Below are 25,250 nucleotides of genomic sequence, written 5' to 3'. Positions count from 1 at the left end.
TATTGACACTTTAACATCATTAATTATCATGCAAAGATGATCTCTGAAATCGGCTGGAGTCCCGACAGCGAGGCAGGTCAATGATCACGGCAGCTCAATTGCGGGCTGCCAGGGTGCTTCTCGGCATCGATCAGCGCCGGCTGGCGGAACTGTCGGGGCTTTCCGTGCCGACCATTCAGCGCATGGAGGCGAGCGAAACGATGGTCCGGGGAAATGTCGATTCGCTGGTCAAGTTGATCGCCGCGTTCGACGCGGCCGGGATCGAGATGATCGACGAAGGAGCCGTCAGCAATTCGCGGGGGCGCGGGGTACGGCTGAAAATCGAACAAGCTTCGGCTAAGACGCTCCCGGGCGCTCGATCGGAAAACAAAGCATCGAGCGGAACCAGGGCCCGCGCATGAATTCTGCGGTCGTTATCTCTGCGGTCGTCTGGCAAATGTCGTGCGTCGCAGGATTGTTGGGTATCGCCGTTCTCGCGATCACCCTGAGCCGCTCGAAGAGTTCCACGGCGGTGATCTACAGCGCCACACTGGCGATTTGCGTGGCTGGATTGCTCGGCTCCATTCGCTGGCTGCTCGATGGTACGCAAGGTGCCTCCGGCCTGACCTTGCCGATTGGATTACCGTGGCTTGGCGCCCATTTCCGCCTCGACGCGCTGGCTTCGTTTTTCCTCATCATCGTCAATCTGGGAGGGACATTGGCAAGCCTTTATGGTCTCGGCTACGGCCATCACGAGCAGGCGCCGCAGCGCGTGCTGCCGTTTTTCCCCGCCTTCCTGGCCGGGATGAATCTCGTGGTGCTGGCGGATGACGCGTTTTCCTATCTGCTTTGCTGGGAATTCATGTCGCTCGCCTCCTGGGCGCTGGTGATGGCGCACCACCGTGAAGCCGACAACGCCAAGGCTGGTTACGTCTATCTCGTGATGGCGAGTTTTGGGACGCTGGCGTTGCTGCTGGCCTTCGGTCTGTTGGCGGGACCGGCTGGAGATTACGGATTTGCCGCCATTCGCGCGGCGCAACATACGCCGTATGCCGCTACCTTGGTGTTGATCCTGATGTTGCTCGGAGCCGGTTCAAAGGCTGGCCTTGTGCCGTTGCATGTCTGGCTGCCGCTCGCTCATCCCGCGGCTCCCAGCCACGTTTCGGCGTTGATGAGCGGCGTCATGACGAAGGTCGCGATCTACGGCTTCATTCGCGTGATATTCGATCTGCTGGGACCGCCGGACTGGCCGGCAAGTGCGGTGATCCTTTTCTTCGGCGGCATCACCGCGGTGATGGGGATCCTGTATGCCATGATGGAAAAGGACCTCAAGCGCCTGTTGGCCTATAGTACGATCGAAAACGTCGGCATCATCTTCGTCAGCCTTGGTCTTGCCCTGGCGTTTCAGGCCAACGGCCTGAAGCTACTGGCAGCGCTCGCCTTTACGGCGGCGCTGTTTCATGTGCTCAACCACTCGTTCTTCAAGAGTTTGTTGTTCTTTGGCGCCGGCGCCGTCCTCATGTCGACGGGAGAGCGGGATATGGACAAATTGGGCGGCCTCATTCACCGCATGCCGCTTACCAGCTTCGCCGTCCTCGTCGGCTGCGTCGCAATTTCGGCGCTTCCGCCATTCAACGGCTTCGTCTCGGAATGGCTGATCTTCCAGGCGGTGCTGCAGAGCCCGGAATTACCGCAATGGGCGTTGAAGATCATGGTGCCTGCGGTGGGCGCCATGCTGGCTCTGGCTGCGGCGCTCGCGGCCGCGTGTTTCGTCAAGGCCTACGGCATCACGTTTCTCGGGCGCCCGCGCAGCCCAGCAGCGGAGGCCGCGCGTGAAATCGACCGCTACTCGCTTTCCGCCATGTTCATCCTTGCCGCACTTTGCTTGCTGGTCGGAATCCTGCCGGGACCGGTGATCGACGCGCTTTCGCCGATCACGCTTCAGATCCTCGGCGGCCGGATGCCGATCCAGGCCAATGAGCCCTGGCTTTCGATCGTGCCGATCGCGGAGAGCCGCAGTTCATACAACGGATTGCTGGTGATGTTGTTCATCACGTTTTCCGCGGCGCTGGCGGTTTCCGTCATTCATCGCTTCGCCTCCCGTGCCTTGCGGCGCGGACCGGCCTGGGGCTGCGGCTTTTCTGATCCGACGCCGGCGGCTCAGTATTCAGGCGGGAGCTTCGCTCAACCCATTCGTCGCGTTTTCGGCACGCTGGCGTTCGGTGCGCGCGATCATGTCGAGATGCCGCCCCCCGGAGATATCAGGCCGGCGCGGCTTAGGATCGAATTGCATGACCTGATCTGGGAGGGAATGTACGCGCCGATCGCAAATGCGGTCAGCGTCTCTTCCGATCGGCTCAACCGCCTGCAGTTCCTGACCATCCGCCGTTATCTCAGCCTGGTTTTTGCCACCCTCGTTACGCTGCTGCTGGTGCTCGCGATATGGTCGTGATCTCGGACATTCTGGTGCAGGGCGTGCAGATGTTACTGGTGCTCCTGCTCGCCCCGCTGCTGACCGGCTTCGTGCGCAAGATCAAGGCCCGGCTGGTGCGTCGCAGGGGCGCTTCGGTTTTTCAACCCTATCGCGATCTGTTGCGGCTGCTCCGCAAGGAGGTCGTGCTGGCCGACAACGCCTCATGGCTGTTCCGCGTAACGCCCTATGTGACCTTTGCCGCGATTTGGGTTGCCGCTGCGCTGGTGCCGACATTCGCCACCGGCCTCCAGTTCAATTGGACGGCGGATCTGATTGCCATCGTGGCCCTGCTCGGAAGTGCACGCTTTTTTCTCGCGCTCGCCGGGATGGACGTCGGCACTAGCTTTGGGGGCATCGGCTCCAGCCGCGAAGTCATGATCGCAGCGCTTGCGGAGCCGGCAATGCTGCTAATTGTGTTTTGCATGGCACTGGTTGCCGGCTCGACCCAGCTTTCGACCGTCGCCAATCACATGGCCTCGTCCTATGTCGGATTGCGGGTCTCGCTGGGAATGGCTGTGATCGCGCTGATCATGGTGGCGCTCGCCGAGAACGCGCGGATTCCGGTCGACAATCCCGCCACGCATCTGGAACTCACCATGGTGCATGAAGCGATGGTACTGGAATATTCGGGCCGTCATCTCGCGATGATCGAATTCGGTGCGTTCCTAAAACTGTTGCTTTATATCTCGCTGATCGCCTGCGTGTTCCTGCCCTGGAAGATCGCCGTGTTCGGAACCGGCCCGTTGGCCTATGCCATCGGCGCCGCCGCCTATGTCATAAAACTGGCGGTCGCCGGCTTCTTCCTCGCGTTGTTCGAGACCGCTACGGCGAAAATGCGCGTCTTCCGGATTCCGCAATTTCTCGGTGCTGCGCTGATGCTGGGCCTGCTCGGCACGCTGTTGCTGTTCGTGTCGAGGAGTTTCTGATGCAGATGCACAGCCTCTCCTTCGACGTCTCGCATACGCTCGCCGGAGGGCTTGTCCTGATCAGCTTCATGATGCTGTACCAGGACCGGCTTTATTCGCTGCTCAACGTCTTTGCGCTTCACGCGCTGGTGCTCGCCCTCTCGGTCGCCTGGCAAGCCTTCATCCAGGACGCCCCGCATCTCTACGTGACCGCGGCGATTGCCCTTGTCTTCAAGGCAATCGTCATTCCCGTCGCGCTTCACCGCATCGTCAAGCAGCTTGGGATTCATCGTGACATTGAGTCGGTCGTGGGTATCGGCCCGACCATGCTGGCCGGGATGGGGCTGGTCGCCCTCTCTCTGGTCCTGATGTTGCGGGTGACCGCCGAGGCCGACCCTCTGGCGCGTGAGGATCTCGCCTTCGCCTTGTCGGTCGTGTTGCTCGGACTTCTGGTCATGGTGACCCGCCGCAACGCCGTCAGTCAGGTGGTGGGATTCATGTCGCTCGAGAACGGGTTGGTGTTGGCGGCGACCGGCGCCAAAGGCATGCCGCTCGTCGTCGAGATCAGCGTAGCCTTCTCGATCCTGATCGCCTTCATCGTCATCGGCATCTTCCTGTTCCGGATCCGCGAACGCTTCGATTCCGTCGACGTATCCGCGCTCGACGATTTCAGTGGAGAGCGGCGATGAACGTTGCTTCCTTCGACGCTGTCGCGGCCGTCCTGCTGATTCCGATCGGCTCGGCGGCGTTGCTGGCCGCACTGCCCGGCTACCGACTGACGGCGCGGCTGAATGTCGTGGCGAGCCTGGCGACATTTCTCGCAGCGCTCTCCTTGTTCGTGATCGAACGTCCGCCGCCCGGGCCGTATGTGCTGGTCGACGATCTCAACATCGTCTTCATCGTCCTCAACACCTTTGTTGGTTTCACGACCAGCATCTTCAGCGCAAGCTACATCGCGCATGAACTCGAAACCGGCCGTTTGACGCCGATCTACGTGCGTTTCTACCACGCCATGTACCAGACCATGATGTTCGGCATGAACCTCGCTTTCGTGTCGAACAATATCGGCTTGATGTGGGTCGCGGTGGAAATCGCGACGCTGACCACGGTGCTGATGGTCGGCCTCTACCGCACCCATGCCGCGCTGGAAGCGGCGTGGAAATATTTTATTCTCGGCAGCGTCGGAATAGCGTTCGCGCTGTTCGGCACCATCCTGGTCTACATGGCGGCGCGTCCGGTGGTGGGCGAAGGCCAGGACGGCATGGTCTGGACGGTTCTGATCCAACATGCCGCGAATTTCGATCCCGCGCTTCTCAACGTCGCTTTCATATTCCTGTTTCTTGGCTACGGGACCAAGGTCGGCCTCGCGCCGCTGCATGCCTGGCTGCCCGACGCGCACGCCGAGGGCCCGACGCCGATATCGGCTGTCTTGTCGGGCCTACTACTCAATGTCGCGCTCTATGCGTTGTTGCGCTTCAAGATACTGCTTGCCGCCAATCCGGGGGCGCTCGCTCCCGGCCCGCTGATGGTGACTATCGGCCTGATCTCGGTGGTGTTCGCAGCGTTCATGCTCTACCGCCGGCGCGACATCAAACGCCTGTTCGCCTATTCCTCGATCGAGCACATGGGCATCATCGTTTTTGCGTTCGGAATGGGTGGCCCGCTCGCCAATTTCGCCGGACTTCTGCACATGGTGATGCACAGCCTGACCAAGTCGGCGATCTTCTACGCGGTGGGCCATATTTCGCAGGTCAAGGGCACGCAGCGGATTTCCAGGATCCGGGGTTTGACGGTGACGCATCCGGCGCTCGGGTGGGGTCTGGTGACCGGTGTTGTCGCGATCGCCGGACTGCCGCCGCTTGGCATCTTCATGAGCGAATTTCTGGTCGTGAGTTCGACCTTCGCGCGCCAGCCGTTGCTCGCGATCGTGCTGGTGTTCGGGCTCCTGCTGGCCTTTGGCGCATTGACATTGCGCCTGACCAGCGTCGCTTTCGGCGGGCCGCGCGGCAGCGCGGCGCCCACTGAAGCTTCCTATGTGCCGATGTTCGCGCATCTCTCACTGGTTCTGATCGCGGGCATCTATCTTCCCGCGCCGTTTGTCGTCTGGTTCCAGCACGTGGCTCAGCTTCTTGGATAGTGTGGAGATCAACAAGATATGCCATCGCTGATCGATCGCATACTGGAGGGCCGCGAGATCCGGCAACGCCGGCCATGGCCGCGCGCCGTGGTCAGTGCTCATCTTTGGAAATTTGTAGTAAACGAGCTGGCACAGGGACGTTTGAGCTTGCTCGGCCTTTGGGGCGAACCCTCAACGGTGCACATGGCGATCATCGATGAAGCTACGGCAGAAGTCGCAACCGTCAGCCTGGATTGCGCCGATCGCATTTATCCTTCGGTCGGCTTGCGCCATCCGCCGGCACTTCGATTGGAGCGCGCCGCCCATGACCTGTTCGGCCTGGTTGCGGAGGGCGCGCCCGATACCCGCCCCTGGCTCGATCACAATTGTTGGGGAGCGCGCTTCCCCTTGGGAAATCGCATCGACGCGTTGCCGAAGGCAGCGCCCTATCGCTTCCTGCCGGTGGAAGGCGACGGCCTGCATCAGATTGCGGTCGGTCCCGTGCACGCCGGCATCATTGAGCCCGGACATTTCCGGTTTACCGCAAGCGGCGAGACCGTGGTCCGGCTGGAACAGCGGCTCGGATATACCCACAAGGGCATCGAGGGGCTCATGCTAGGCGCCAATCTTGAGCGGGCTGTCCAGCTCGCCGGACGGGTGTCAGGCGACAGCACCGTCGCCTATGCCTATGCGTTTTCGCGCGCGGCTGAGGCGGCCCTGGAACTTGTCGTGCCGGATCGCGCGGTTTTCCTGCGAGCGCTGCTGGCCGAACTCGAGCGGCTCGCCAACCATCTCGGCGACATCGGCGCCATCTGCAACGACGCGTCTTTCACGCTAATGCACGCGCATTGCAGCGTGCTGCGCGAGAGCGTGCTGCGGGCGGCCGATCGCGCATTCGGACATCGATTGATGCGAGATATCATCGTGCCCGGTGGCATGACCCGCGACCTTGACGATGAAGGGCAAGAAATCATCCAGGCGGCGGTGGATAACATCCGCCTGCGCTTTCCTGCTCTGATCGAACTCTACGACAACACGGCATCGCTGCAGGATCGCACCGTCGATACCGGCGTGCTCAAACCCGCATTAGCCAGACAATATGCCGCGGGTGGCTACGTCGGCCGCGCGTCCGGCCGCGGCTTCGACGCGCGCCGGGCTTTTGCCTATCCGCCTTATGACAACCTGCGCTTCGAGGTTCCGGTCCTGAATGATTGCGATGTCAACGCACGCGTCTGGATCCGCGTGCGCGAGGTCGAGCAGTCGCTTTCGCTGATCGACCAGATTTTGGAGCGGCTGCCCGAAGGCCTGTCGAGAACACAAGCGGGGCAGAGGCCAGAGCCGCGGGAAGGCATGGCGATCGTCGAGGGATTTCGCGGCGACGTTCTGGTCTGGCTCCGCCTGCGGGACGGCCAAATCGAACGTTGCCACCTGCGCGACCCCTCCTGGTTTCAATGGCCGCTGCTTGAGGCTGTCATTGAGGACAATATCGTTGCGGATTTTCCGCTCTGCAACAAGTCGTTCAACTGTTCCTATTCGGGCCACGATCTCTAAGGACAGTACATGCGCAAGCTGCTTTTTCAAAGCCTGTTCCGCCGGCCGTTCACCGAGCCGACGCCGGCGCCGGACGATGCCGCGGTGAGCGAGCTCGCAATAGCCGTCGGCCACGCGGCGCGGCGGCGGCTCGGTCGCAGTTTGTCGATCCGCGAGGTCGATGCAGGATCCTGCAATGGATGCGAACTCGAAATCCACGCGCTCAACAATGCCTATTACGACGTCGAGCGTTTTGGGCTTCGCTTCGTCGCCTCGCCGCGTCACGCCGATGTGTTGATGGTGACCGGTCCCGTGACCAAAAACATGCGCGACGCGCTGGAGCGCACCTATCATGCGACCCCCAATCCCAAATGGGTGGTCGCGATCGGAGATTGCGCGCGGGATGGCGGCTGTTTTGCTGGCAGCTACGCGGTCGTTGGAGGTGTCTCGGAAGTCGTCCCTGTCGACCTCCACATCCCCGGCTGTCCCCCTACTCCAACGGCGATGCTGAAAGGTCTTCTTGCGTTGCTCGAACGGGCGGACACAGCCGCCGTTACGCCTTGAAGAGATTTCATCGAGGCCGCTCCGGGGCTCGCGAGGAAGACAGCTTTGGTTGCCGGATAGTCTTCATCTTTGGCTTTGCGACATGCTCCCGGAGTCGGACGCCCCGGCCCCCGGACGGACTCGGAACCCCCGGATTGATCAGTTCGATCCCTGCGTTCTCAAGAGCGGAAACCAGTTTCATGAGAGAATCGACGTTGGCTCGGATGACGCCGTCGCTGGCTTCCATGCGCTGAATGGTCGGAACCGAAAGGTCGGCCAGATCGGCAGTCTGCCGCTGATCGATATTCAGGAGAGCGCGAGCAGCCCTGAGTTGATTGGCGGTAATCATGGACGTCGTTTCTCTCAATCTTGCAAAATAGTGCTACACCATATGAATACCAGCTTCAAGCATCAATTTACAGGCATGATATATCAAATACGGCGTCGTGGCCGCTGCGGCTCAAATCGTTACGACGAAGCCCTCATCTGCTTCGATGCCACCCAAGGACCATAGGCCGGTCAGCAATCGTGGTTGGCGGCCGTGCGGCTGTTGGGGCGGTGTTATCAAGATAGAAGCGGCGAGATCGAATCGTCGAATGTTCGTGCGACGGGACCCGCACCGGATAGGGAATAAATTTGATGCAGGTGCCGAGGCGAAGCAGACCCGCGGCAATCAGAAACACGCCGGCCATGAGGTGGCGAGGATCACGCCGTCGACACCGTGGCGTTCGGCGGTCAGCGAAACCAGCACGATGAACGCGCCGGCGGGTCCGCCGATCTGAAACCGGCTGCCGCCGAGCAGCGAAACGATGAAGCCGCCGATCACGGCAGCTTGGCGCGACCCGGAATGACGGCGCCCAACGTCACGCCGCGACGCGATGGGCGGCGATGATCTGATCGGCGGCGCGGCCGGTGACCTCGGCCATGCGGTCGAACTGCCGGGTGAAACTGCCGGCGCCGGCGGTCGCCGACCGCAGCTCCACGATCAATTCGCCGATCTCGGCTTCCGGCATCATGGCGCGGACGCGGTCCCATCCCGGCCAGCCCTCGCGGGTGTCAAAACCGAGAATCTGGCCGCGCCTTCCCGACAGGATGGCGTTGATCTTCGCGGTGGCGTCGGTCGGACAGACGATCTCGACGATATGGATGGGCTCGAGCAGCACCGGCTGGCATTGCGGCAATCCCTCGCTGACGCCGATCCGCGCCGCGGTCCGGAACGCGAGATCGGAAGAATCCACGCTGTGATAGGAACCATCCGTCAGCGTCACCTGCACGTCGATCACGGGAAAACCGAGCGGCCCGCGCAGTAAGCCATCGACCACGCCCTCTTCGACCGCGCCGATATAATTTCGCGGCACCGCGCCGCCGACGACCCGTTCAGAGAACTCGAAGCCGCTACCCCGCGGCAGCGGTTTTATTTCCAGCACCACGTCGCCGAACTGGCCGTGCCCGCCGGATTGCTTCTTGTGCCGGCCGCGCTGGGTGATCGTTTTGCGGATGGTCTCCTGATAGCCGATGGCCGGCGGATGCGATTTGACATTGACGCCGAAACGGTCGCGCAGCCGCTCCAGGGCGACCCGCAAATGCATCTCGCCCTGCCCCCACAGCACGATGTCGTGGGTTCGCTGGTTCTGGATCATGGTCAGCGACGGGTCTTCCTCGTTCAGCCGCAGCAAGGCCTGGCCGAGCTTGACGTCGTCCTTGCGATCGGTCGCGGCGATCGCCATCGCCAATACCGGCGGCGCCGGCTCGACTTTCACCAGCGCCGCTGGCGCGGTCTTGCCGGCCGACAGCGTGTCGCCGGTCTTGACGGTATCGAGCTTGCCGAGCGCGATGGTGTCGCCGGCTTCAGCCGAGGCGCGCTTGGTGTCGTGGGCGCAACTCACCGCCGATATGCCGGATACCCGGCCGGCCTCGCCCGAGGACGACTGCAATGTCGCGCCGTCGTCGAGATGGCCGGCAAGCACGCGCGTCAGCGACAGCTTGCCGCCGTGCTGCAAATGCACGGTCTTGAACACATAGGCCAGCGCATCCTTGGAGGAAGACGCGCCGAGACGTTTGGCGGTCTCGCTCACGCCGGGCGCCTCATGGCGCAGCGCCTTCATCAGGCGCAGCACGCCGTTTTCGCGTGTCGCGGAACCGAGCAGCACCGGACAGATCAGCCCCTCGCGCAATTCGCGGGCGAGATCGTCGAACACGGCATCGCGCGGCGGCGGAATGTCCTCGAGCAATTGCTCCATCAGCGCGTCGTCGTGATCGGCGAGCTTTTCCAGCATCGAGAAGCGGGCTTCCTTCTCGCGATCGAGGTCGCCGCCTTCAAGGGCCACGACTTCGGAAGCCTTGTGCTCGCGATAGACAAAGGCGCGTTCCAGCGCCAGATCGACAAAGCCTTCGATCAGATCGCCGTTCCAGATCGGAATCTGCCGCAGCACCAGCGGAACCCGCGATGCCGGCTGCAAGGTCGAAAGCGTCTCGCGGATGCGCTTGTTGGCGCGGTCGATCTTGTTGAGGAACAAAAAGCGCGGGATGCCGAGATCCTCTAACTCGCGCAGGATGATCTGAAGCTGCGGCAGTTTGCGCTCGTCGGCCTCGCAGACCACGACCGCCGCATCGACCGCCGGGATCGCGGCGCGCATGTCGTGCGCGAATTCGACCGAACCGGGGCAATCGATAAAGGTATAACTGTCGCCCATGAAACTCGTGGTGGCGGCGGTAAGGCCGACGCCCATCTTGTGCTGGCGGGCCTCAGGGCTGGCGTCGCCGACGGAAGTTCCCGCATCGACGCTGCCGGCGTTCCGGATGGCGCCCGTGCGCGCCAATATTGCTTCAAGAAGTGTGGTTTTACCGCTTTGGAAAGGGCCCACCAGTGCGATGCACCGTGGACCGCGGGGACTTCTGACGTCCTGTCCCATTGCCGCCTCCTCAGTTGGAGCTCGGCCCTTGATTGGGTCGGCGGGTCAGATGCTCCCTCTCCGTCGGCGATTTGGCAAGACAGAAAAACGTCGTCGAAAGTTAATGCTTGTTCCGGGCGCGGCGCAGCTCGATTGGCGACCCGGGATCGCTGCGCAGCATCCGGGGAACGCAACCTTACCGGCCAGGCCGGAGTTCCAGGCTTTCCAGGCCGGCCGCGACATTGAGGCCGACCTGGCCCTGCACGCTGAGCGGCTGCAATGCGATCGAATTGTCCGAACCGCCGACCAGCGCGTTGCCGCCGACCCCGACGCCGACCGATGCGCTGCCCTGCGCGCCGGCGTAATTGCCCGACAGATCGCCCGGCCCGAGCCGCGCCACCGGCGCATACACGCCCCAGGCGAGCGCGGTCTCCGCGGTGATGCCGAGATCGACGCCGACCTTGCGGATGGTCGCGACGTAACGGTCCTCCGGCATGCCGTCGACGCGCAGCACGCAACCGAGATTGGTCACCGAGCCGACGATGAAGCCGATGCTGGTGCCGCCGCGGCATTCGAGAACGCCGACCTGCACGCGCCCCATCGGCTGCTGCGCGTGGGCGCCGGCGAGAGACGCAACCAGCATGGTGACGGCGAAACCGGAACGGATGATTGAACGGCGCATGAAGAAATCTCCGGATGAAAAGGATGTAGTACGAGCAGGGAATCGCGGGAGCGCCATGCCCAAGGCGTCCGCTTGTCTATGACACAACATCGGCGGCCGGGGAAGATTTTGCCAAACCCCACAATAAAACCCGCAAATAACAAGAGGCCCGCTTCCGCGGGCCTCTTCCTTTTAAAATCGTAATTTCTCAACCATGATGGTGATGGCGAGAATGGCGGTGCAGACCGCCGCGGCCGAACCGGACCGGCTGCAATTCGATGTCGGCGACGCCTGCGGCGACATTCAATCCGGTCTGGCCCTGCACGCTGATCGGCTGCAGCGCGTAGGAATTCTGCGGACCGCCGACCAGGAAATTGCCGCCGCCACCGACGCCGACCGAGGCGTTGGCGCCGACGCCGCCATAATTGCCGGCGAGATCGCCGCGTCCGACCCTGTTGGTCGGCGCATTAACCGCCCAGGAAAATTTGGTCTGATCGGTGAAGCCGAGGTCGACGCCGAACCGGCGGACGGTTGCGACGTAGGGTTCGGGACGGCGGCCTTCGCTCTGGAACATGCATTCCAGGCTGGTCACCGAGCCGACCACAAAGCCGACATTCTGGCCGCCCTCGCATTGCAGGATGCCTGCGCGATATTGCGGCGGCGGCAGCGCGTTGGCGCTTGCGACGGACGCAACAAGCGAAGCGATGGCGATACTGAGTGTCGAGAGACGCATAGTTTGTATACCCCACTGAGGAATTGGAATTGCCGGACTGGATTGGCGGGGCGGACAGAAAGGAAGCGCCGTGTCTAAAACAAGGCGCTTTGCAAGAAGTCGCCGTCAAAACATCAAAGTCGGCGAGAAGGTGATTTGAGAAGTGATTTGACTATCTCAAATTGCCACAAAAGCGCTGGATGCGCTTGCAGGCGTCCTCGAGATCGGAGGTTTTCGCCGCGTAGGAAATCCGGAACGCCGGACCAAGCCCGAACGCCGAACCCTGCACCACTGCGACGCCTTCGTTCTCCAACAGCTCGGTGACAAAATCCTCGTCGTTTGAGATCACCTTGCCCGACGGCGATGTCTTGCCGATGGTGCCGGCGCAGGACGGATAGACATAGAACGCGCCCTGCGGACGCGGACAATCGATGCCCTTGGCCTGGTTGAGCATCGACACCACGAGATCGCGGCGCTCCTTGAACATCTTGTTGTTCACCGGGATGAAATCCTGCGGACCGTTGAGCGCCTCGACGGAAGCCCATTGCGAGATCGACGAGGGGTTCGAGGTCGACTGCGACTGGATCGTCGCCATCGCCTTGATCAGCTCGGCCGGACCGCCGGCATAACCGATGCGCCAACCGGTCATGCAATAGGCCTTCGAGACGCCGTTCACCGTCAGCGTGCGGTCGTACAGCTTCGGCTCGACCTGCGCGGGCGTGCTGAAGACGAAATCGTCATAGACGAGATGCTCGTACATGTCGTCGGTCATCACCCAGACATTGGGATGCTTGACCAGCACGTCGGTGATCGCCTTCAACTCGGCGCGCGTATAGGCCGCACCGGTCGGGTTCGACGGCGAGCACAGGATGATCCATTTTGTCTTCGGCGTGATCGCCTTCTCGAGCTCCTCCGGCTGAAGCTTGAAACCGTGCTGCGCCGTGCACACCACCGGCACCGGCTCGCCGCCGGCGAGCGCCACCATTTCCGGGTAGCTCACCCAATAGGGCGCGGGAATGATGACCTCGTCGCCGGGATTGATGGTGGCCATCAGCGCGTTGTAGAGCACCTGCTTGCCGCCGGTGCCGACGATGACCTGGTTCGGCTTGTAGGTCAGACCGTTCTCGCGCGCAAACTTGGCGATGATCGCCTGCTTCAGCTCGGGAATGCCGTCGACCGCGGTGTACTTCGTCTTGCCGGCTTCGATGGCCTTGATCGCCGCCAGCTTGATGTTGGCGGGGGTATCGAAATCGGGCTCGCCGGCGCCGAGGCCGATGACGTTGCGGCCGGCCGCTTTGAGCTCGCGTGCTTTGTCCGTGACCGCAATCGTCGCGGACGGCTTCACACGGTCAAGCGCGGCGGACAGGAACGGCATCATCATCTCCTTGCAGGCGTCGTGGCTCGGCTCAATCCACGACTCTATTTAATGGGATCAAACCACCCTAAAGCGCGCCACGCTGCATCGCAAGAAGCTTCGCTCCGAGCATGCAAACTTTCGCAAACGCCAACGGGGCGGCAGCGGATTTGCGCAACATTCCTAAAATTCCGTGGCGAAATAACTCATATCCGGCAAGGCCGCGATCCGGCGACAGGCGGCCGCCGCGCACGCCGCGCGGCGGTTGATTGCGCCGGCGGCGCTGTCGCGCATCGCGCAAGCGTGATCTGATTTGTTGCGGCGTGTTGGCACGATCTTCTGCGGTTGCAGTGCGGCAGAGGATTTCGACCTTTTCCACGTTCGGGGTCTTGCGACGCAACGGTATCAGCATCATTGTTTAGCCGCGTTGCGGAGCGAACACGATCTCGTTCGCCAACCGCGCGGGGCCCAATTGTCACCGATCGAACCCAACCGAATGTACAAGCTCTATTCGATGCAGCGCTCCGGCAACAGCTACAAGGTCCGCCTTGCGCTGGCGCTGCTGAACGCACCCTATCGCGCGATTGAGATCGACATTCTGCGCGGCGAGAGCCGCACGCCGGATTTCCTGGCGAAGAATCCGAGCGGCCAGGTGCCGCTGTTGGAAGTCGAGGAAGGACGCTACCTCGCCGAGTCCAACGCCATCCTCTGGTACGTTGCGGGCGGCACGCCGCTGGCGCCGGACAGCCGGATCGAGCGCTGCGAAGCGCTGCAGTGGATGTTCTTCGAACAGCACGCGCTGGAGCCGAATATCGGCGCCGCCTATTTCTGGCTGTCGCTGGTCAAGGGCGGCCGCGACCTGCAGACGCACGCGCTGGAAGACTGGATGGAGCGCGGCTATGCCGCGTTGCAGGTGATGGAAGATCACCTCAAGATCCACCCATATTTTGCAACCGGCCAGCTCACGGTCGCCGACATTGCGCTCTACGGCTACACCCATGTCGCCGACCGCTGCGACTACGACCTCGCGACCTTCCCCGCGATCCGCGCCTGGCTGCGGCGGGTCGAGCAGACCCCCGGTTTTGTCTCGATGGATTGGCAGCCCGGTGCGGCTGCCCACAACCCGGCGGGCGTCGCCGCCGAGGCCTAGAGCGTTTTCCAGCGAAGTGGATACCGGTTCGCGGTAGAGAAACGCGTCAAAACAAAAGAGTTAGGCCCGGTCGGTTCTGATCTGAATCAGAACCGACCGGGCCTGAATAACGGGAATAGCGGGCATAATTGCTCAAATAGCGGGCATAACCCGCGCCGTTGCCGACATTTTGCCATGTTCGGGGCGGCGCACCGCCGCAATATTGCCGGCGATCGCTGCGACATCTGGTGGTGTGCGAGAGGTGATTCGCCCGCGCCTAGAAGGATTTAGGCCATGAAACGGTCGCCCGGCGCCACCGGCTTTGTTAACCGCCACGCGCCTGTCGCCTCGTCCCGACTGATCGACGCCGTCGCCGCATCGCTGGCGATCGGCTCGCTGTCGCTGTGCCTGATCGTTGCCCTGACGGTGCTTTCGATCAAGGTCTCCGTGGCAATGCCGGCTTTTTAAGCGGAGCTTTTTTCCCGGCCATTCGCGTTTTTCGCGGGACAACACGCGATGCTTGGCATCGCGATCGGGTAGCGATGAAGTCACCTGTCGCACTTGTCACTGTCGGGCTGACCGTCGCGATCCTGCTGGCGGCATCGCTCCTGATCGCCACCGGAACGCGCGGCCAGGACGAGTTCGCCCCGCTCGCCGGCGCGCCGGCGGACACCACGCCATTTACGTCGCCGGCGGCGAAGTGAGCGCAAGGATTTCTCGCAACCCGCAATAACGTCATCACCCGCGAAGGCGGGTGATCCAGTATTCCAGGGCGCAGGTTTTAGAACCGCGAAGCCGCGGCGTACTGGATACCCGCCTTCGCGGGTATGACGACCAGGTGCGCGGCACACCTATACCCATTTGTGGAAAATGAAAAACGCGCCGAGCGCGATCAGTCCAAACCCCAGCGCGTGATTCCACCCCAGCGGCTCCTTCAGATACAAAACCGAAAAGCCGGCGAACACGATCAGCGTGATCACTTCCTGCATGGTCTTGAGCTGCGCCGCTGAATACACCGCGCTGCCCCACCGATTGGCCGGGACTGCCAGCCAATATTCGAACAACGCGATGCCCCAGCTCACCATGATGACGAGCGGCAGCGAGACCTCCTTGAACTTGAGATGGCCGTACCAGGCGAATGTCATGAAGACGTTGGAGGCAAACAGCATCAGGACCGGCAACAGCGACGGCGATATGGTCGGCATTTATTTCCTTTCAAAAATCTCAGCGCTAACACTCAAGCGTGGAACCCGGGTCCATCCACCTTCGATATCGTTTGATATAACAATTCGGAAAGCCGCGCGGCTTCACTAAACCGCTTTTTAAGGTTGAAACCAGAATGCCTGCTGCGCGCACAACCAACCGTCATGCTGGCGGGATTATGCTCGCGGCAAACCAGAACAAGTTCCGGGGGAGAAAACGAGAACCGGCATGCAGCTCGACTGGCGCGCAATCTCAGGTCCGGCCCTGACGGCAGCGACGGCGCTGATCGCCATCCTGGTCGACCGTCATTTTATTTTCGTTCCCAATCCGGCGCCGCTGTTCATTTGCATCGTCGCTTTCGCGGCCGCGCTCTCGGGGCTCACCTCGGGCATGATCAGCGCCGCGATTGCGGTCGGCTCCTCCGCGGTGTTCTTTTTCGACCACCGCGCTGTGCCTGGTTTCAACACCGCGGATCTGGTGCGGCTGTCGATGCTGGCGATGACCGCGGCCGGCACTGCCGTCATCACCGGGCTGTTGCGGCAAAGATGGGTGGATGCGTTCGCCTGGGAGCGCCGGCACCACGCCACCGCGATGCGGCTGTCGGCGGCGCTCGACCGGGTCGACATCGGCATCGTGCTGCTCGATTCCGACACCCGCGCCGAATTCATCAACCGCGCCTTTCGCGACTACTTCGCGCTGCCGGACGAGAAGGCCGACAGCAAGCCGCCCTTCATCGCGCTGATGTATCACAGCCGCGATACCGGCGCCTATGAACTGCCGGAGGAGGAATTGAACTCCTTCATCGCGCGGCGCACGCAGATGATGCGGGAAGGCGACCAGACGCCGATCAACATCAATCTGCGGGACGGACAGGTGCTGCGCTTCAGTTGCACCGCGTTGCCCGACGGCGGCCGGATGCTGAGCTACATCCCGGTCACCGATCTGGTCCGCCACAGCGACGACCCCGCCAGCGCCGAGTTCTACCGCGCGCTGCGCGGCGGCGGCGATCGCGATCTTTCCCGGCACTTGCGCGCCGCGGAGTGAGATGCGGCATCGCCGCAAATCCGCAAACGCGATTGATCCCTGCCTTCGCTTTGTTTAATGACAGCACGGCGGCGGCACTGACCGAGCCGCCCATGGGTGCTTCCTTCATGAGTACGGAATCGAAAGTGTCCGGCGAGCTCACCGTCCGCCCGTTGACGCGGCAGGATTACGAGCAATGGCTTCCGCTGTGGGACGGCTACAATGCGTTTTACGGGCGGTCGGGTGCGACCGCGCTGGCGCCGGAAATCACAGGCATGACCTGGGCGCGCTTCTTCGATGCCTATGAACCGGTCCATGGTCTTGTCGCTGATTGCGATGGACAATTGCTGGGCCTGACGCACTATCTTTTCCACCGCAGCACCACGGCGATCGAGCCGGTCTGTTATTTGCAGGATTTGTTCACCAGCGAGGCCGCGCGCGGCCAAGGCGTCGGCCGAGCCCTGATCACCGCGGTGTATGAAAAGGCAAAGCTTGCGGGCGCGTCGCGGGTATACTGGCAAACGCACCAGACAAACCAAACCGCGAGGCGGCTTTACGATGCGGTAGCGGAGCACTCCGGATTTATCATCTATCGCAAGCAGTTGTGACGGGTGCCTTTGCCTGCCGCGAATACCGGTTTCCACCGCGCGGCGCAGCCTGTGGATAAGTCCACCTGTCATTGGCACGTAACAAAGCCCGGCTAGGTTTTGCTCGCGTCTGATCAGGCCCCCCGTCACAGATCACGCGCCCAAGCGGTCCCCGTCAGTCGCCGCGTCTGACCGGGGCCGCATTTTTTTGTGCTGGGCGCATCGGGCTGAAGATAGCTGCGCGTTGCAGATAACCGCTGCGCGACGCGTCAGCGCCGACGCATTCGGCATCGACGGGGTGAATATAATCTATCCAGCGCATGCACTGGAGTAATTCTTCGGGCGGCATTAGCGTTTCCTGTGACCTAGAGCGTGATGACTTTTCTTCGAATCGTCATCCCGCTCTATCTTTTTGTTTGAGCATGATCTTTTCGGAAAACCGGTACCCACTTTTCCGGATCATGCTCTAAGGAAATCGCCATGCGAATTGCTCCCATCGCGCCGCCGTATTCCGCCGACGTGCAGGCGCAGTTCGATCAATTGCCGGCCTCGTGGCAGCCGCCGTTCGAGCATTTCAAAGTGCTTGCACGCGACCCGCGGTTGCTTCGCGCCTACCGGCTCGGTTCTGTCGCCTATCTGGAGCCCACTCACCTCACCATCCGTCAGCGCGAAGTCTTCCTGTTGCGCGTGACCGGGCGTTGCCGCAACGCGTTCGAATGGTGCCTGCGCGCGCACTACTTCGCCGATGACGCCGGCATCACCGAAGCGCAAATGCGCGCCTCCGTCCACGGCAACGCCGATGACATCTGTTGGGAAGCCGGGGACCGCGTGCTGATTCATCTCGCGGACGAACTTCATGACACCGCATCGATCAGCGACGCGCTGTGGCCGGAGGTACGAGAGGCTTTTTCCGAAGAAGCCATCCTCCAGTTGCTGCTGTTGGCCGGGCATTACCGGACCAATGCGTATGTAGCGGTTGGCCTGCGGGTGCCGGTCGATCCGAGGGTCAAGCGGCCGTTCCCCGCGGCTTAAATGAGTTTCAAAAGCTTTCGGCCTCAAGCCGTGTTGATGCATGCGGGTCGATGGCGCCTTGCGGCTTCGTTATCCGCGCGTCACAATGCGACCTCGTCCCGCGTTTCACCCACAGGATCAATTCATGCAAATTCGCAATCTCGGCGGCTCCGGCCTGCGCGTTTCCGCCGTCGGCCTCGGCTGCAACAATTTCGGCCAGCGCACCGATCTCGAAACCTCGCGCAAGGTGATTCACCGCGCAATCGATCTCGGCATCACGCTGTTCGATACCGCCGACATCTATGCAGGCATGGGCGGCTCCGAGACGGTGCTGGGCGAGGTGCTCGGCGACCGCCGCAAGGACATCGTGCTGGCGACAAAATACTCCAAGCCGATGGCGACCGACGGCACCAAGCAGGGTGCCTCGCGCCGCTATATCATGTCCGCGATCGAAGCGAGCCTGCGGCGGCTGAAGACCGATTATATCGATCTCTACCAGCAGCACGATTGCGATCCCTTGACGCCGATTGAGGAAACGTTGCGCGCGCTGGACGATCTCGTCCGGCAGGGCAAGGTGCGCTATATCGGCAATTCGAATTTTCCGGCCTGGCGCATCGCCGAGGCCGAGCTCACCGCGCGCCAGTTGAACGTCAATCGTTTTGTCTCGTGCCAGGACGAATATAGCCTGGTGGTGCGCGACATCGAAAAGGATCTGCTGCCCGCGGCGCAGGAATACAGGCTTGGACTTTTGCCGTTCTTCCCGCTCGCCAGTGGTCTTCTGACCGGCAAATACAAGCGCGGCGCCGCGGCGCCGGAGGACACCCGCTTCGCCAAGGCCCCTGCGCTGCGCGAACGCTATGTCACACCGCGCAACGAAGAGATCGTCGAGAAGCTGCAGGCGTTCGCCCAAGCCCGCGGCCACAGCATGCTGGAGCTGGCCTTCTCGTGGCTCGCCTCGCGCCCGCAAGTCTCAAGCGTGATCGCCGGCGCGACGCGGGTGGAGCAGGTCGAGCAGAATGTGAAAGCGATCGACTGGAAGCTTACCACGGAGGAACTCGCGGAGATCGACAAGATCACGAAGGGGTGATCTTCTCCCTCGCCCCGCTCTTCGCGGGGAGAGGGTTGGGGTGAGGGGCTTCCATCCGCGAATACTGAATTCGCGAAGGCACCGCGCCATGCCCCTCACCCGAAATTCCCGCTGCGCGCGAATTTCGACCTCTGAACCTCCTCCGAATTGATGGACACCTGTAGTAGGCTCAAGGAGCCAGGAGGTGTCGGATGGAAGGACGTCAACGTCGGTCGTTTACGGACGACTACAAGCGGCAAGCGGTCGATCTGGTGGCTTCGAGCGGCCGATCGATCGGATCGGTGGCCAGGGAACTTGGGCTGCGCGATTCGGTGCTGCGGCGCTGGGTGGAACTACGTGGGGCTGGGCGGGAGCCGACGGCGGCGGCGCGGCGCCCCACAACGCAGGCGACGCTGCCGTCGGCGGACCACGCGGCAGAGATCGCTCGTTTGCAGCGAGAGAACGAGCGGCTGCGCATGGAGCGCGACATTTTAAAAAAGTCGATCGCGATCTTTGCTGGAACGCGGACATGAGATTCCGCTTCATCGAAGATCGCCGCGCCGATTACCCGGTGACGATCCTGTGCGACGTGCTCGGGGTCTCGCCGGCCGGCTATTATGCCTGGCGCTCCCGCCCGGAGAGCCGGCGATCCGCCGCCAATCGTCACCTCATTGACGACATCAGGCGGGTCCATCGCGATACCTGCGGACGCTATGGCAGCCCGCGCATCCATGTCGAGCTGAAGGCGCAGGGCCGCGGGGCGAGCCGCGGTCGCATTGAGCGATTGATGCGCCATCACGGTATCAGGGCCATCATGGCGCGGCGAAGCCGGGTGCGGACCACCGACAGCCGCCACGACCTCCCGATCGCCCCGAACCTGCTCGACCGCAACTTCACCGCCGCCGCGCCGAACCGGATCTGGCTCGCCGACATCACCTATGTCGAGACCGATCAGGGCTGGCTCTATCTGGCCACCATCTTGGACCTCTACAGCCGCAGGATCGTGGGCTGGGCGATGGAGAATCATTTGCGCGCCGACCTGCCGTTGGTAGCATTGAAGATGGCCATCTCGGCGCAGCGGCCTGGCGCCGGCCTGATCCACCATTCCGATCGGGGCGTTCAATATGCCTCGGCGGACTACCGCAAGGTGATGCAGTCCGCCGGCTTCCGGGCCTCGATGAGCCGCAAGGGCGACTGCTACGACAATGCCCCGATGGAGAGCTTCTTCCACACGCTCAAAACCGAGCTCGTTCATCACCGGCAATATGCAACACGAGCAGAAGCCAAACGCGATATCTTTGCCTACATTGAAGGCTTCTACAATCGAACTCGGCGTCACTCGGCCATCGGCTACATCAGCCCGATCGAGATGGAGCTAAAAGCAGCTTAACCCTGTCCATTTTTTCGGGGGAAGATCACTCTCCCCGCAAAAGAGCGGGGCGAGGTTAAGAGAGAGTTCGCCACGCCGACTGCTCCCTCTCCCCGCTCTTCGCGGGGAGAGGGTTGGGGTGAGGGACTTCCATCCGCGAATACTGAATTCGCGAAGGCACCGCGCCATGCCCCTCACCCGAAATTCCCGCTGCGCGCGAATTTCGACCTCTCCCCGCAAAAGAGCGGGGCGAGGTTAAGAGAGAGTTCGCCACGCCGACTGCTCCCTCTCCCCGCTCTTCGCGGGGAGAGGGTTGGGGTGAGGGGCTTCCATCCGCGAATACTGAATTCGCGAAGGCACCGCGCCATGCCCCTCACCCGAAATTCCCGCTGCGCGCGAATTTCGACCTCTCCCCGCAAAAGAGCGGGGCGAGGTTAAGAGAGAGAGTTCGCCACGCCGACTGCTCCCTCTCCCCGCTCTTCGCGGGGAGAGGGTTGGGGTGAGGGGCTTCCATCCGCGAATACTGAATTCGCGAAGGCACCGCGCCATGCCCCTCACCCGAAATTCCCGCTGCGCGCGAATTTCGACCTCTCCCCGCAAAAGAGCGGGGCGAGGTTAAGAGAGAGTTCGCCATGCCGACTGCTCCCTCGCCCCGCTCTTCGCGGGGAGAGGGTTGGGGTGAGGGGCTTCCATCCGCGAACGCTGGATTCGCGAAGGCACCGCGCCATGCCCCTCACCCGAAATTCCCGCTGCGCGCGAATTTCGACCTCTCCCCGCAAAAGAGCGGGGCGAGGTTAAGAGAGAGTTCGCCATGCCGACTGCTCCCTCGCCCCGCTCTTCGCGGGGAGAGGGTTGGGGTGAGGGGCTTCCATCCGCGAACGCTGGATTCGCGAAGGCACCGCGCCATGCCCCTCACCCGAAATTCCCGCTGCGCGCGAATTTCGACCTCTCCCCGCAAAAGAGCGGGGAGAGGTTAAGAGAGAGTTCGCCATGCCGACTGCTCCCTCGCCCCGCTCTTCGCGGGGAGAGGGTTGGGGTGAGGGGCTCTATCCCAGGAGTTCGTTTTGGATTGTGGCAAGAACGCCTTCGAGATTACCAAGAACATCGTTGTTCCAGAATCGAAGCACTCTGTAGCCGTCCTCAGCCAGGCGGCGATCGCGAATTACATCGGCAGCGGAGTCGCTGTGCTGTCCGCCGTCAACCTCGATGATGAGAAGCCTCTCGCGGCAGACGAAATCACAGATGTAACCGCCGATCGGCTGTTGCCGGACAAACTTACTCTCACTGATCTGGCGGTTACGAATACGATTCCAAAGAAACTGTTTCCGCGTCCGTCTGATTGACGCGCAACTTTCTCGCGATTCGAATGGTCTTCCGATCTGGCCCACGCACTGCCTTGCCCCTCACCCGGATTGCTTCGCAATCCGACCTCTCCCCGCAAAGAGCGGGGAGAGGTTTAAAACACTCACCCCACCAGCCCCTTCATCCCCCTCACCGCCGCGCTGTCCGGGAACACGCTCTGTGCCAGCACGCTCTCGCCAAGGCCGAGATGGTCGCGCAGCACGCCTTTGATGACGGCGCGGAGATCGGTGGTCGGCGCGAGATCGCGGGCCTCGTAGAGATTGGCGGGTTTTAGCCCAGGCCAGTCGGTGATCACCCGGCCGCCCTGCACCGCGCCGCCGGCGAGCAGCGCGATGGTGCCGGTGCCGTGATCGGTGCCCTCGGTGCCGTTGATGCGCGCGGTACGTCCGAACTCGGTCGCGACCACGACGACGGTGTCGCGCCAGCGCGGGCCCAGTCCGTTTTCGAATTCGGCGAGCGCGCCGTCGAGGCCCGACAGCAATTGCGCCAGCCTTCCCACCGGGCCGCCTTCATTGGCATGGGTATCCCAGCCGTCGAAGGCGAGCGCGGCGATCCGCGGACCGTCGTCGGCCGCCATCAATTTGGCGGCGCCACGCGCCACCAGCCGCATCTGGACCCCGGGATTGGCGCCCGGCTTCGGCTTCATGTCATCGCCGAGCGCGGCCTTTTCCAGTTGCAGGCCTTGCGACAAGGCAGACGCCAGCGCGGGATCGCGATGCTGATAGAGTTCGACCAGGCGCATCGCGGTGTCGTCGTCAGCCTGCGGCAAGGCGACCGGCGCCCAGCCGACGGTCGGCGCCGCCCCGCGCAGCACCAGCGGCGTGGTCGGGCCGACGGCAAGCCCGCTCATCACCCGCTCGCCCCTAGGCATCGCTTCCAGCGCGCGGTTGAGCCAGCCGGATTGCACCCGGCCGGGACCGGCAAAACCGCTTTCCAGCACGTCCTGTCCGTCGAAATGCGAGCGGTCGCGATAGGGCGTCGACACCGCATGAATCACGGCCGCATGCTTCTCTTTATACATCCGCGAAAATTCCGGCATCGCCGGATGCAGCGCGAAGAAGGAATCCAGCATCACGGCCGCATGCGGACCGTCCGACATCAGCGCGATCGAACCGTGGAGTGCGGCATAATCGGGGTCGCCGATCGGCGCCACGGTCGCAAGCCCATCGAGCGCGCCGCGCAGGATCACGACGATCAGCCTGGGATCGCGGCCGTCGGCAGCGCGCGCGAATTTCGGCAAGTAAGCCCAGGCGGCGAACGAGGCGCCGCCGAGCAACAGCGCGCGCCGCGATGTTGCCGGATATCTCAATCCTTCGCAGCAATCCATCGTCATCTCCTCTGGAATTCCGGCGACATCAACAACAGCGCCAGCGCCTGCTGCCGCGATTCGGCGCGTTCGATGGTGCGCCTTGTTTCCGCCGACGCGGCATCGGCGGCGGCGAATTCCAGGAGATCGCGGGGATCGATATTGGCCGCGACGCGCGCGGCGATCTGTGCCGAGATATCGAGCCGCAGCTTCATGCCCTCGGGCGCGGCCCAGGCGGCGTTGGTGTCGGGAAAGCCGTTCGGTCCGGCCGGCGACCACAGCGGCTGCCCCAACAGATTGAGGCTGCCGAGATAGGGGCCGGGGTCTTCGGGAACGCGCGCCAAGAGCCGGCCGCTCGCCACCAGGAATTCGTAGGGGCTGCGCAGTTTTGTCAGCGGCGCCTGCCAGGCCTCGTTGGAATCCACCAGCGTCATGGTCAGCGCCTTGAGGTCGCCGTCGGATTTCTGGAACACATCCTGCAGCCGCGCCACCAGAGCGGGCGGCGGATCGTCGGCCACAAAGTGCCGCGCGAATTTGGTGGCGATGAATTTCGCGGCGGAAGGATGACGGGCAATGTCCGCCAATGCCGCTTCGCCCTGCGCGACGCCGTTGGCCTCATAGACCTTGCCGAGCAGACGCTGCGGGCCCGGCTCGTGCGCGTTGGCGTTGAACACGAAAGTGCCGGGCGTCCCGAGCTGACCCTGCCGTCCGGCAAAGGTCCACCCCGTGATGATGCGCGCCAGCGAGGTCACGTCTTCCTGGCTGTAGCCGCCGCCGACGCCGAGCGTATGCAGCTCCATGATTTCGCGCGCGAGGTTTTCGTTCAGGCCGCGCTTGCGGTTTTGCCCGGCGCGGGAGTCAGGGCCGAGCGATTGCTGATTGTCGAGAAAGAACAGCATCGCTGGATGCTGCTCGACCGCCTTGAGCATGTCTGCGAAGCGTCCTAGCACAAAGGGGCGGATCGCCTCGCGCTCGAACGAGCCGGCCCACATCCGCGCCAATTCGCCCTTGTTGGCCGAGATGCAAAAATGGTTGGACCAGAACGCCACCAATCGCTCGAGGAAGCCGCAATCGGCGAGCACCGCGCGCTGCAGCCGCGCCAGGGCCTCGGCGCGATAGGTTTTCTGGATGATGTTGAGCGGCGGCTGCGGCGGCGGCTTTGCAGCGTTGGGCTGCACCGCGTTGGGCTGCATGGCGCCCGGCTGCATCGCGTCGTTGGATTGCATCGCCGCGTTGGCGTTTTCCGGCGCCTTCGTCGCGGCGTCTTTTCCGGCAATGTCCATCGCGATGGCGTTGAGCGAAAGATTGCGCGTCTGCGGCTTGGCTTGCGCTGCGCCTTGGGCCGGCGTGGCCTCCGATGCCGGCGCGCCGGATTGCGCTGCCGCTGCGCGCGCCTGTTGCACCTCCAACTGATAAGCGAACACCGCGTCGGCCAATGCCGGGGTCGATTGCAAGCCGCGCACTTCCAATAGCGCGCCGTTGGGGCGGTTCAATTCGGCTTTGACAAAACCGCGCGGATCGGACGCCGCATTGACGAGATCGCCCGAGGCGCCGCCGCGCCCGCCAAATCCGAAGCGATTGAGCGCGACCACAGCGGCTTGCGAATCGCGGGCCATCGGATGTCCCTTTGTACTTTCCCTGGATTGTCAGGGGCGTATATTTGCGTCGCGCAATATACCGCCGTCAGTGATGAACCCCACATTAAAACCGCGCGCCCGAGTCGGTTAAGAACATGACAAATCGGTTAGAAATACCGGCCTCGCGGCGGCTTGCGTGTTCCGGATGCGGCGCGGAATTCACCTGCAGTCTGGCGGGACCATGCTGGTGCGCGGAGGAAACCGCACGATTGCCGATGCTGGTGGATGGCGGCGATTGCCTGTGCCGGGATTGCCTGCGGAAGCTGGCGGCGGCCGCCTCAGGCGAACCTGTACGCTAACACCTTTCGTCATTGCGAGCAGCCAACGGGTCGCGCGAACGCGCGCCCGATGACAGGCTCCGCGACGAAGCAATCCACGCTTGCTTTGCGGCTC

General features: G+C 62.7%; 26 protein-coding genes and 1 pseudogene. 16 read left to right on the top strand and 11 right to left on the bottom strand.

Annotation, left to right across the window (positions count from 1 at the left end; translation table 11 throughout):
- The first annotated feature begins 80 nt into the window (after positions 1–80).
- The 7 genes from B5526_RS26340 to B5526_RS26310 are packed head-to-tail and all read left to right on the top strand — an operon-like array spanning position 81 to position 7,567.
- On the top strand, positions 81–401 hold the full coding sequence (locus tag B5526_RS26340) for a helix-turn-helix domain-containing protein (protein WP_079542743.1): 321 nt from the start codon (positions 81–83) through the stop codon (positions 399–401).
- The gene (gene hyfB / locus B5526_RS26335; RefSeq protein ID WP_244562064.1) at positions 398–2,431 is read left to right on the top strand and encodes a hydrogenase 4 subunit B; all 2,034 of its coding nucleotides are present in this window, start codon (positions 398–400) and stop codon (positions 2,429–2,431) included. Before B5526_RS26340 ends, hyfB begins: the two co-directional genes overlap by 4 nt.
- The gene (locus tag B5526_RS26330; RefSeq protein ID WP_079542742.1) at positions 2,422–3,378 is read left to right on the top strand and encodes a respiratory chain complex I subunit 1 family protein; all 957 of its coding nucleotides are present in this window, start codon (positions 2,422–2,424) and stop codon (positions 3,376–3,378) included. The genes hyfB and B5526_RS26330 overlap by 10 nt, the downstream gene beginning before the upstream one ends.
- Before the next feature lie 5 nt (positions 3,379–3,383).
- Positions 3,384–4,046 carry a hydrogenase-4 component E gene (locus B5526_RS26325; protein ID WP_079545394.1) on the top strand — a complete coding sequence of 221 codons (663 nt, stop codon included), beginning with the start codon at positions 3,384–3,386 and terminating at the stop codon, positions 4,044–4,046.
- Complete coding sequence (locus B5526_RS26320) at positions 4,043–5,494, top strand: hydrogenase 4 subunit F (protein ID WP_079542741.1); 1,452 nt, start codon at positions 4,043–4,045, stop codon at positions 5,492–5,494. Before B5526_RS26325 ends, B5526_RS26320 begins: the two co-directional genes overlap by 4 nt.
- Positions 5,495–5,512: 18 nt before the next feature.
- Positions 5,513–7,024: an NADH-quinone oxidoreductase subunit C gene (locus B5526_RS26315; protein ID WP_079542740.1), complete on the top strand. Its 1,512-nt coding sequence runs from the start codon at positions 5,513–5,515 to the stop codon at positions 7,022–7,024.
- A 9-nt stretch (positions 7,025–7,033) separates the two neighbouring features.
- The gene (locus tag B5526_RS26310) at positions 7,034–7,567 is read left to right on the top strand and encodes an NADH-quinone oxidoreductase subunit B family protein (protein ID WP_079542739.1); all 534 of its coding nucleotides are present in this window, start codon (positions 7,034–7,036) and stop codon (positions 7,565–7,567) included.
- Between the two features lie 7 nt (positions 7,568–7,574).
- Here B5526_RS26310 and B5526_RS26305 read toward each other — a convergent pair whose 3' ends face one another.
- The 6 genes and pseudogenes from B5526_RS26305 to B5526_RS26280 all read right to left on the bottom strand — a co-directional run bounded on the left by B5526_RS26305 (position 7,575) and on the right by B5526_RS26280 (position 13,185).
- A complete protein-coding gene (locus B5526_RS26305; RefSeq protein ID WP_079542738.1) occupies positions 7,575–7,895 on the bottom strand; it encodes a helix-turn-helix domain-containing protein in 321 nt (106 codons plus the stop codon).
- Positions 7,896–8,157: 262 nt separating this feature from the next.
- Positions 8,158–8,375 (bottom strand): annotated as a pseudogene (locus B5526_RS26300) (SulP family inorganic anion transporter); the annotation flags it as partial.
- Positions 8,376–8,409: 34 nt separating this feature from the next.
- Positions 8,410–10,458, bottom strand: coding sequence for an elongation factor G (locus B5526_RS26295; RefSeq protein ID WP_079542737.1), 2,049 nt, complete (start codon positions 10,456–10,458; stop codon positions 8,410–8,412).
- Positions 10,459–10,633: 175 nt separating this feature from the next.
- Entirely contained in the window at positions 10,634–11,119 is a 486-nt protein-coding gene (locus tag B5526_RS26290) for a DUF992 domain-containing protein (RefSeq protein WP_079542736.1), read from the bottom strand.
- Between the two features lie 187 nt (positions 11,120–11,306).
- Positions 11,307–11,831 carry a DUF992 domain-containing protein gene (locus B5526_RS26285; RefSeq protein WP_079542735.1) on the bottom strand — a complete coding sequence of 175 codons (525 nt, stop codon included), beginning with the start codon at positions 11,829–11,831 and terminating at the stop codon, positions 11,307–11,309.
- A gap of 151 nt (positions 11,832–11,982) precedes the next feature.
- The gene (locus B5526_RS26280) at positions 11,983–13,185 is read right to left on the bottom strand and encodes a pyridoxal phosphate-dependent aminotransferase (RefSeq protein WP_079545392.1); all 1,203 of its coding nucleotides are present in this window, start codon (positions 13,183–13,185) and stop codon (positions 11,983–11,985) included.
- Between the two features lie 475 nt (positions 13,186–13,660).
- On the opposite strand from B5526_RS26280, the gene B5526_RS26270 reads away from it, so the two are divergent.
- The 3 genes from B5526_RS26270 (at position 13,661) to B5526_RS37965 (ending at position 14,997) form a co-directional block, all read left to right on the top strand.
- Positions 13,661–14,314, top strand: coding sequence for a glutathione S-transferase family protein (locus B5526_RS26270; RefSeq protein WP_079542733.1), 654 nt, complete (start codon positions 13,661–13,663; stop codon positions 14,312–14,314).
- 273 nt (positions 14,315–14,587) lie between these two features.
- On the top strand, positions 14,588–14,761 hold the full coding sequence (locus tag B5526_RS38510) for a hypothetical protein (RefSeq protein WP_172842111.1): 174 nt from the start codon (positions 14,588–14,590) through the stop codon (positions 14,759–14,761).
- Between the two features lie 74 nt (positions 14,762–14,835).
- The gene (locus B5526_RS37965; RefSeq protein WP_154071471.1) at positions 14,836–14,997 is read left to right on the top strand and encodes a hypothetical protein; all 162 of its coding nucleotides are present in this window, start codon (positions 14,836–14,838) and stop codon (positions 14,995–14,997) included.
- A gap of 147 nt (positions 14,998–15,144) precedes the next feature.
- Here B5526_RS37965 and B5526_RS26265 read toward each other — a convergent pair whose 3' ends face one another.
- Entirely contained in the window at positions 15,145–15,498 is a 354-nt protein-coding gene (locus B5526_RS26265; RefSeq protein WP_079542732.1) for a DMT family protein, read from the bottom strand.
- 226 nt (positions 15,499–15,724) lie between these two features.
- Here B5526_RS26265 and B5526_RS26260 point away from each other — a divergent pair, with 226 nt between their 5' ends.
- Both B5526_RS26260 and B5526_RS26255 read left to right on the top strand, forming a co-directional pair.
- Positions 15,725–16,540, top strand: coding sequence for a PAS-domain containing protein (locus tag B5526_RS26260; protein ID WP_079542731.1), 816 nt, complete (start codon positions 15,725–15,727; stop codon positions 16,538–16,540).
- A 107-nt stretch (positions 16,541–16,647) separates the two neighbouring features.
- Positions 16,648–17,127, top strand: coding sequence for a GNAT family N-acetyltransferase (locus B5526_RS26255; protein ID WP_079545389.1), 480 nt, complete (start codon positions 16,648–16,650; stop codon positions 17,125–17,127).
- Positions 17,128–17,281: 154 nt separating this feature from the next.
- On the opposite strand, the gene B5526_RS37960 is transcribed toward B5526_RS26255, so the two are convergent.
- A complete protein-coding gene (locus tag B5526_RS37960; RefSeq protein ID WP_154071470.1) occupies positions 17,282–17,455 on the bottom strand; it encodes a hypothetical protein in 174 nt (57 codons plus the stop codon).
- 131 nt (positions 17,456–17,586) lie between these two features.
- Here B5526_RS37960 and B5526_RS26250 point away from each other — a divergent pair, with 131 nt between their 5' ends.
- From B5526_RS26250 to B5526_RS26240, 3 genes are all read left to right on the top strand, one after another.
- The gene (locus B5526_RS26250) at positions 17,587–18,138 is read left to right on the top strand and encodes a carboxymuconolactone decarboxylase family protein (protein WP_079542730.1); all 552 of its coding nucleotides are present in this window, start codon (positions 17,587–17,589) and stop codon (positions 18,136–18,138) included.
- Between the two features lie 124 nt (positions 18,139–18,262).
- Positions 18,263–19,204 carry an aldo/keto reductase gene (locus B5526_RS26245; RefSeq protein WP_079545386.1) on the top strand — a complete coding sequence of 314 codons (942 nt, stop codon included), beginning with the start codon at positions 18,263–18,265 and terminating at the stop codon, positions 19,202–19,204.
- 191 nt (positions 19,205–19,395) lie between these two features.
- A protein-coding gene (locus B5526_RS26240) for an IS3 family transposase (protein ID WP_244562063.1) occupies positions 19,396–20,573 on the top strand; the annotation gives its coding sequence in 2 pieces (ribosomal slippage) (positions 19,396–19,693 and positions 19,693–20,573; 1,179 coding nt in all).
- Between the two features lie 1,025 nt (positions 20,574–21,598).
- On the opposite strand, the gene B5526_RS26235 is transcribed toward B5526_RS26240, so the two are convergent.
- The 3 genes from B5526_RS26235 to B5526_RS26225 form a co-directional block, all read right to left on the bottom strand.
- Entirely contained in the window at positions 21,599–21,940 is a 342-nt protein-coding gene (locus tag B5526_RS26235; protein WP_433994598.1) for an endonuclease domain-containing protein, read from the bottom strand.
- A gap of 77 nt (positions 21,941–22,017) precedes the next feature.
- A complete protein-coding gene (locus B5526_RS26230) occupies positions 22,018–23,247 on the bottom strand; it encodes a DUF1501 domain-containing protein (protein WP_079542729.1) in 1,230 nt (409 codons plus the stop codon).
- Positions 23,244–24,836, bottom strand: coding sequence for a DUF1800 domain-containing protein (locus tag B5526_RS26225; RefSeq protein WP_079542728.1), 1,593 nt, complete (start codon positions 24,834–24,836; stop codon positions 23,244–23,246). The genes B5526_RS26230 and B5526_RS26225 overlap by 4 nt, the downstream gene beginning before the upstream one ends.
- A gap of 116 nt (positions 24,837–24,952) precedes the next feature.
- On the opposite strand from B5526_RS26225, the gene B5526_RS39135 reads away from it, so the two are divergent.
- Positions 24,953–25,156, top strand: coding sequence for a hypothetical protein (locus tag B5526_RS39135; RefSeq protein WP_079542727.1), 204 nt, complete (start codon positions 24,953–24,955; stop codon positions 25,154–25,156).
- Positions 25,157–25,250: the final 94 nt, after the last annotated feature.

The organism is Bradyrhizobium lablabi (assembly GCF_900141755.1).
Classification (GTDB): domain Bacteria; phylum Pseudomonadota; class Alphaproteobacteria; order Rhizobiales; family Xanthobacteraceae; genus Bradyrhizobium; species Bradyrhizobium lablabi_A.
The sequence above is the reverse complement of the archived record's forward strand: the minus strand, read 5'-3'. Positions and strand labels throughout refer to the sequence as shown.

Bases quoted from the DNA above. Each gene is read 5' to 3' on its own strand.
- B5526_RS26340 (WP_079542743.1), top strand. From the start codon at position 81: ATGATCACGGCAGCTCAATTGCGGGCTGCCAGGGTGCTTCTCGGCATC.
- B5526_RS38510 (WP_172842111.1), top strand. From the start codon at position 14,588: ATGAAACGGTCGCCCGGCGCCACCGGCTTTGTTAACCGCCACGCGCCT.
- B5526_RS26255 (WP_079545389.1), top strand. From the start codon at position 16,648: ATGAGTACGGAATCGAAAGTGTCCGGCGAGCTCACCGTCCGCCCGTTG.
- B5526_RS26280 (WP_079545392.1), bottom strand. From the start codon at position 13,185: ATGCCGTTCCTGTCCGCCGCGCTTGACCGTGTGAAGCCGTCCGCGACG.
- B5526_RS26295 (WP_079542737.1), bottom strand. From the start codon at position 10,458: ATGGGACAGGACGTCAGAAGTCCCCGCGGTCCACGGTGCATCGCACTG.
- B5526_RS26260 (WP_079542731.1), top strand. From the start codon at position 15,725: ATGCAGCTCGACTGGCGCGCAATCTCAGGTCCGGCCCTGACGGCAGCG.
- B5526_RS26325 (WP_079545394.1), top strand. From the start codon at position 3,384: ATGCACAGCCTCTCCTTCGACGTCTCGCATACGCTCGCCGGAGGGCTT.
- B5526_RS26320 (WP_079542741.1), top strand. From the start codon at position 4,043: ATGAACGTTGCTTCCTTCGACGCTGTCGCGGCCGTCCTGCTGATTCCG.
- B5526_RS26230 (WP_079542729.1), bottom strand. From the start codon at position 23,247: ATGACGATGGATTGCTGCGAAGGATTGAGATATCCGGCAACATCGCGG.
- B5526_RS37960 (WP_154071470.1), bottom strand. From the start codon at position 17,455: ATGCCGCCCGAAGAATTACTCCAGTGCATGCGCTGGATAGATTATATT.
- B5526_RS26265 (WP_079542732.1), bottom strand. From the start codon at position 15,498: ATGCCGACCATATCGCCGTCGCTGTTGCCGGTCCTGATGCTGTTTGCC.
- B5526_RS26290 (WP_079542736.1), bottom strand. From the start codon at position 11,119: ATGCGCCGTTCAATCATCCGTTCCGGTTTCGCCGTCACCATGCTGGTT.
- B5526_RS26310 (WP_079542739.1), top strand. From the start codon at position 7,034: ATGCGCAAGCTGCTTTTTCAAAGCCTGTTCCGCCGGCCGTTCACCGAG.
- B5526_RS26305 (WP_079542738.1), bottom strand. From the start codon at position 7,895: ATGATTACCGCCAATCAACTCAGGGCTGCTCGCGCTCTCCTGAATATC.
- B5526_RS39135 (WP_079542727.1), top strand. From the start codon at position 24,953: ATGACAAATCGGTTAGAAATACCGGCCTCGCGGCGGCTTGCGTGTTCC.
- B5526_RS26315 (WP_079542740.1), top strand. From the start codon at position 5,513: ATGCCATCGCTGATCGATCGCATACTGGAGGGCCGCGAGATCCGGCAA.
- B5526_RS37965 (WP_154071471.1), top strand. From the start codon at position 14,836: ATGAAGTCACCTGTCGCACTTGTCACTGTCGGGCTGACCGTCGCGATC.
- B5526_RS26285 (WP_079542735.1), bottom strand. From the start codon at position 11,831: ATGCGTCTCTCGACACTCAGTATCGCCATCGCTTCGCTTGTTGCGTCC.
- hyfB (WP_244562064.1), top strand. From the start codon at position 398: ATGAATTCTGCGGTCGTTATCTCTGCGGTCGTCTGGCAAATGTCGTGC.
- B5526_RS26245 (WP_079545386.1), top strand. From the start codon at position 18,263: ATGCAAATTCGCAATCTCGGCGGCTCCGGCCTGCGCGTTTCCGCCGTC.
- B5526_RS26270 (WP_079542733.1), top strand. From the start codon at position 13,661: ATGTACAAGCTCTATTCGATGCAGCGCTCCGGCAACAGCTACAAGGTC.
- B5526_RS26250 (WP_079542730.1), top strand. From the start codon at position 17,587: ATGCGAATTGCTCCCATCGCGCCGCCGTATTCCGCCGACGTGCAGGCG.
- B5526_RS26330 (WP_079542742.1), top strand. From the start codon at position 2,422: ATGGTCGTGATCTCGGACATTCTGGTGCAGGGCGTGCAGATGTTACTG.
- B5526_RS26225 (WP_079542728.1), bottom strand. From the start codon at position 24,836: ATGGCCCGCGATTCGCAAGCCGCTGTGGTCGCGCTCAATCGCTTCGGA.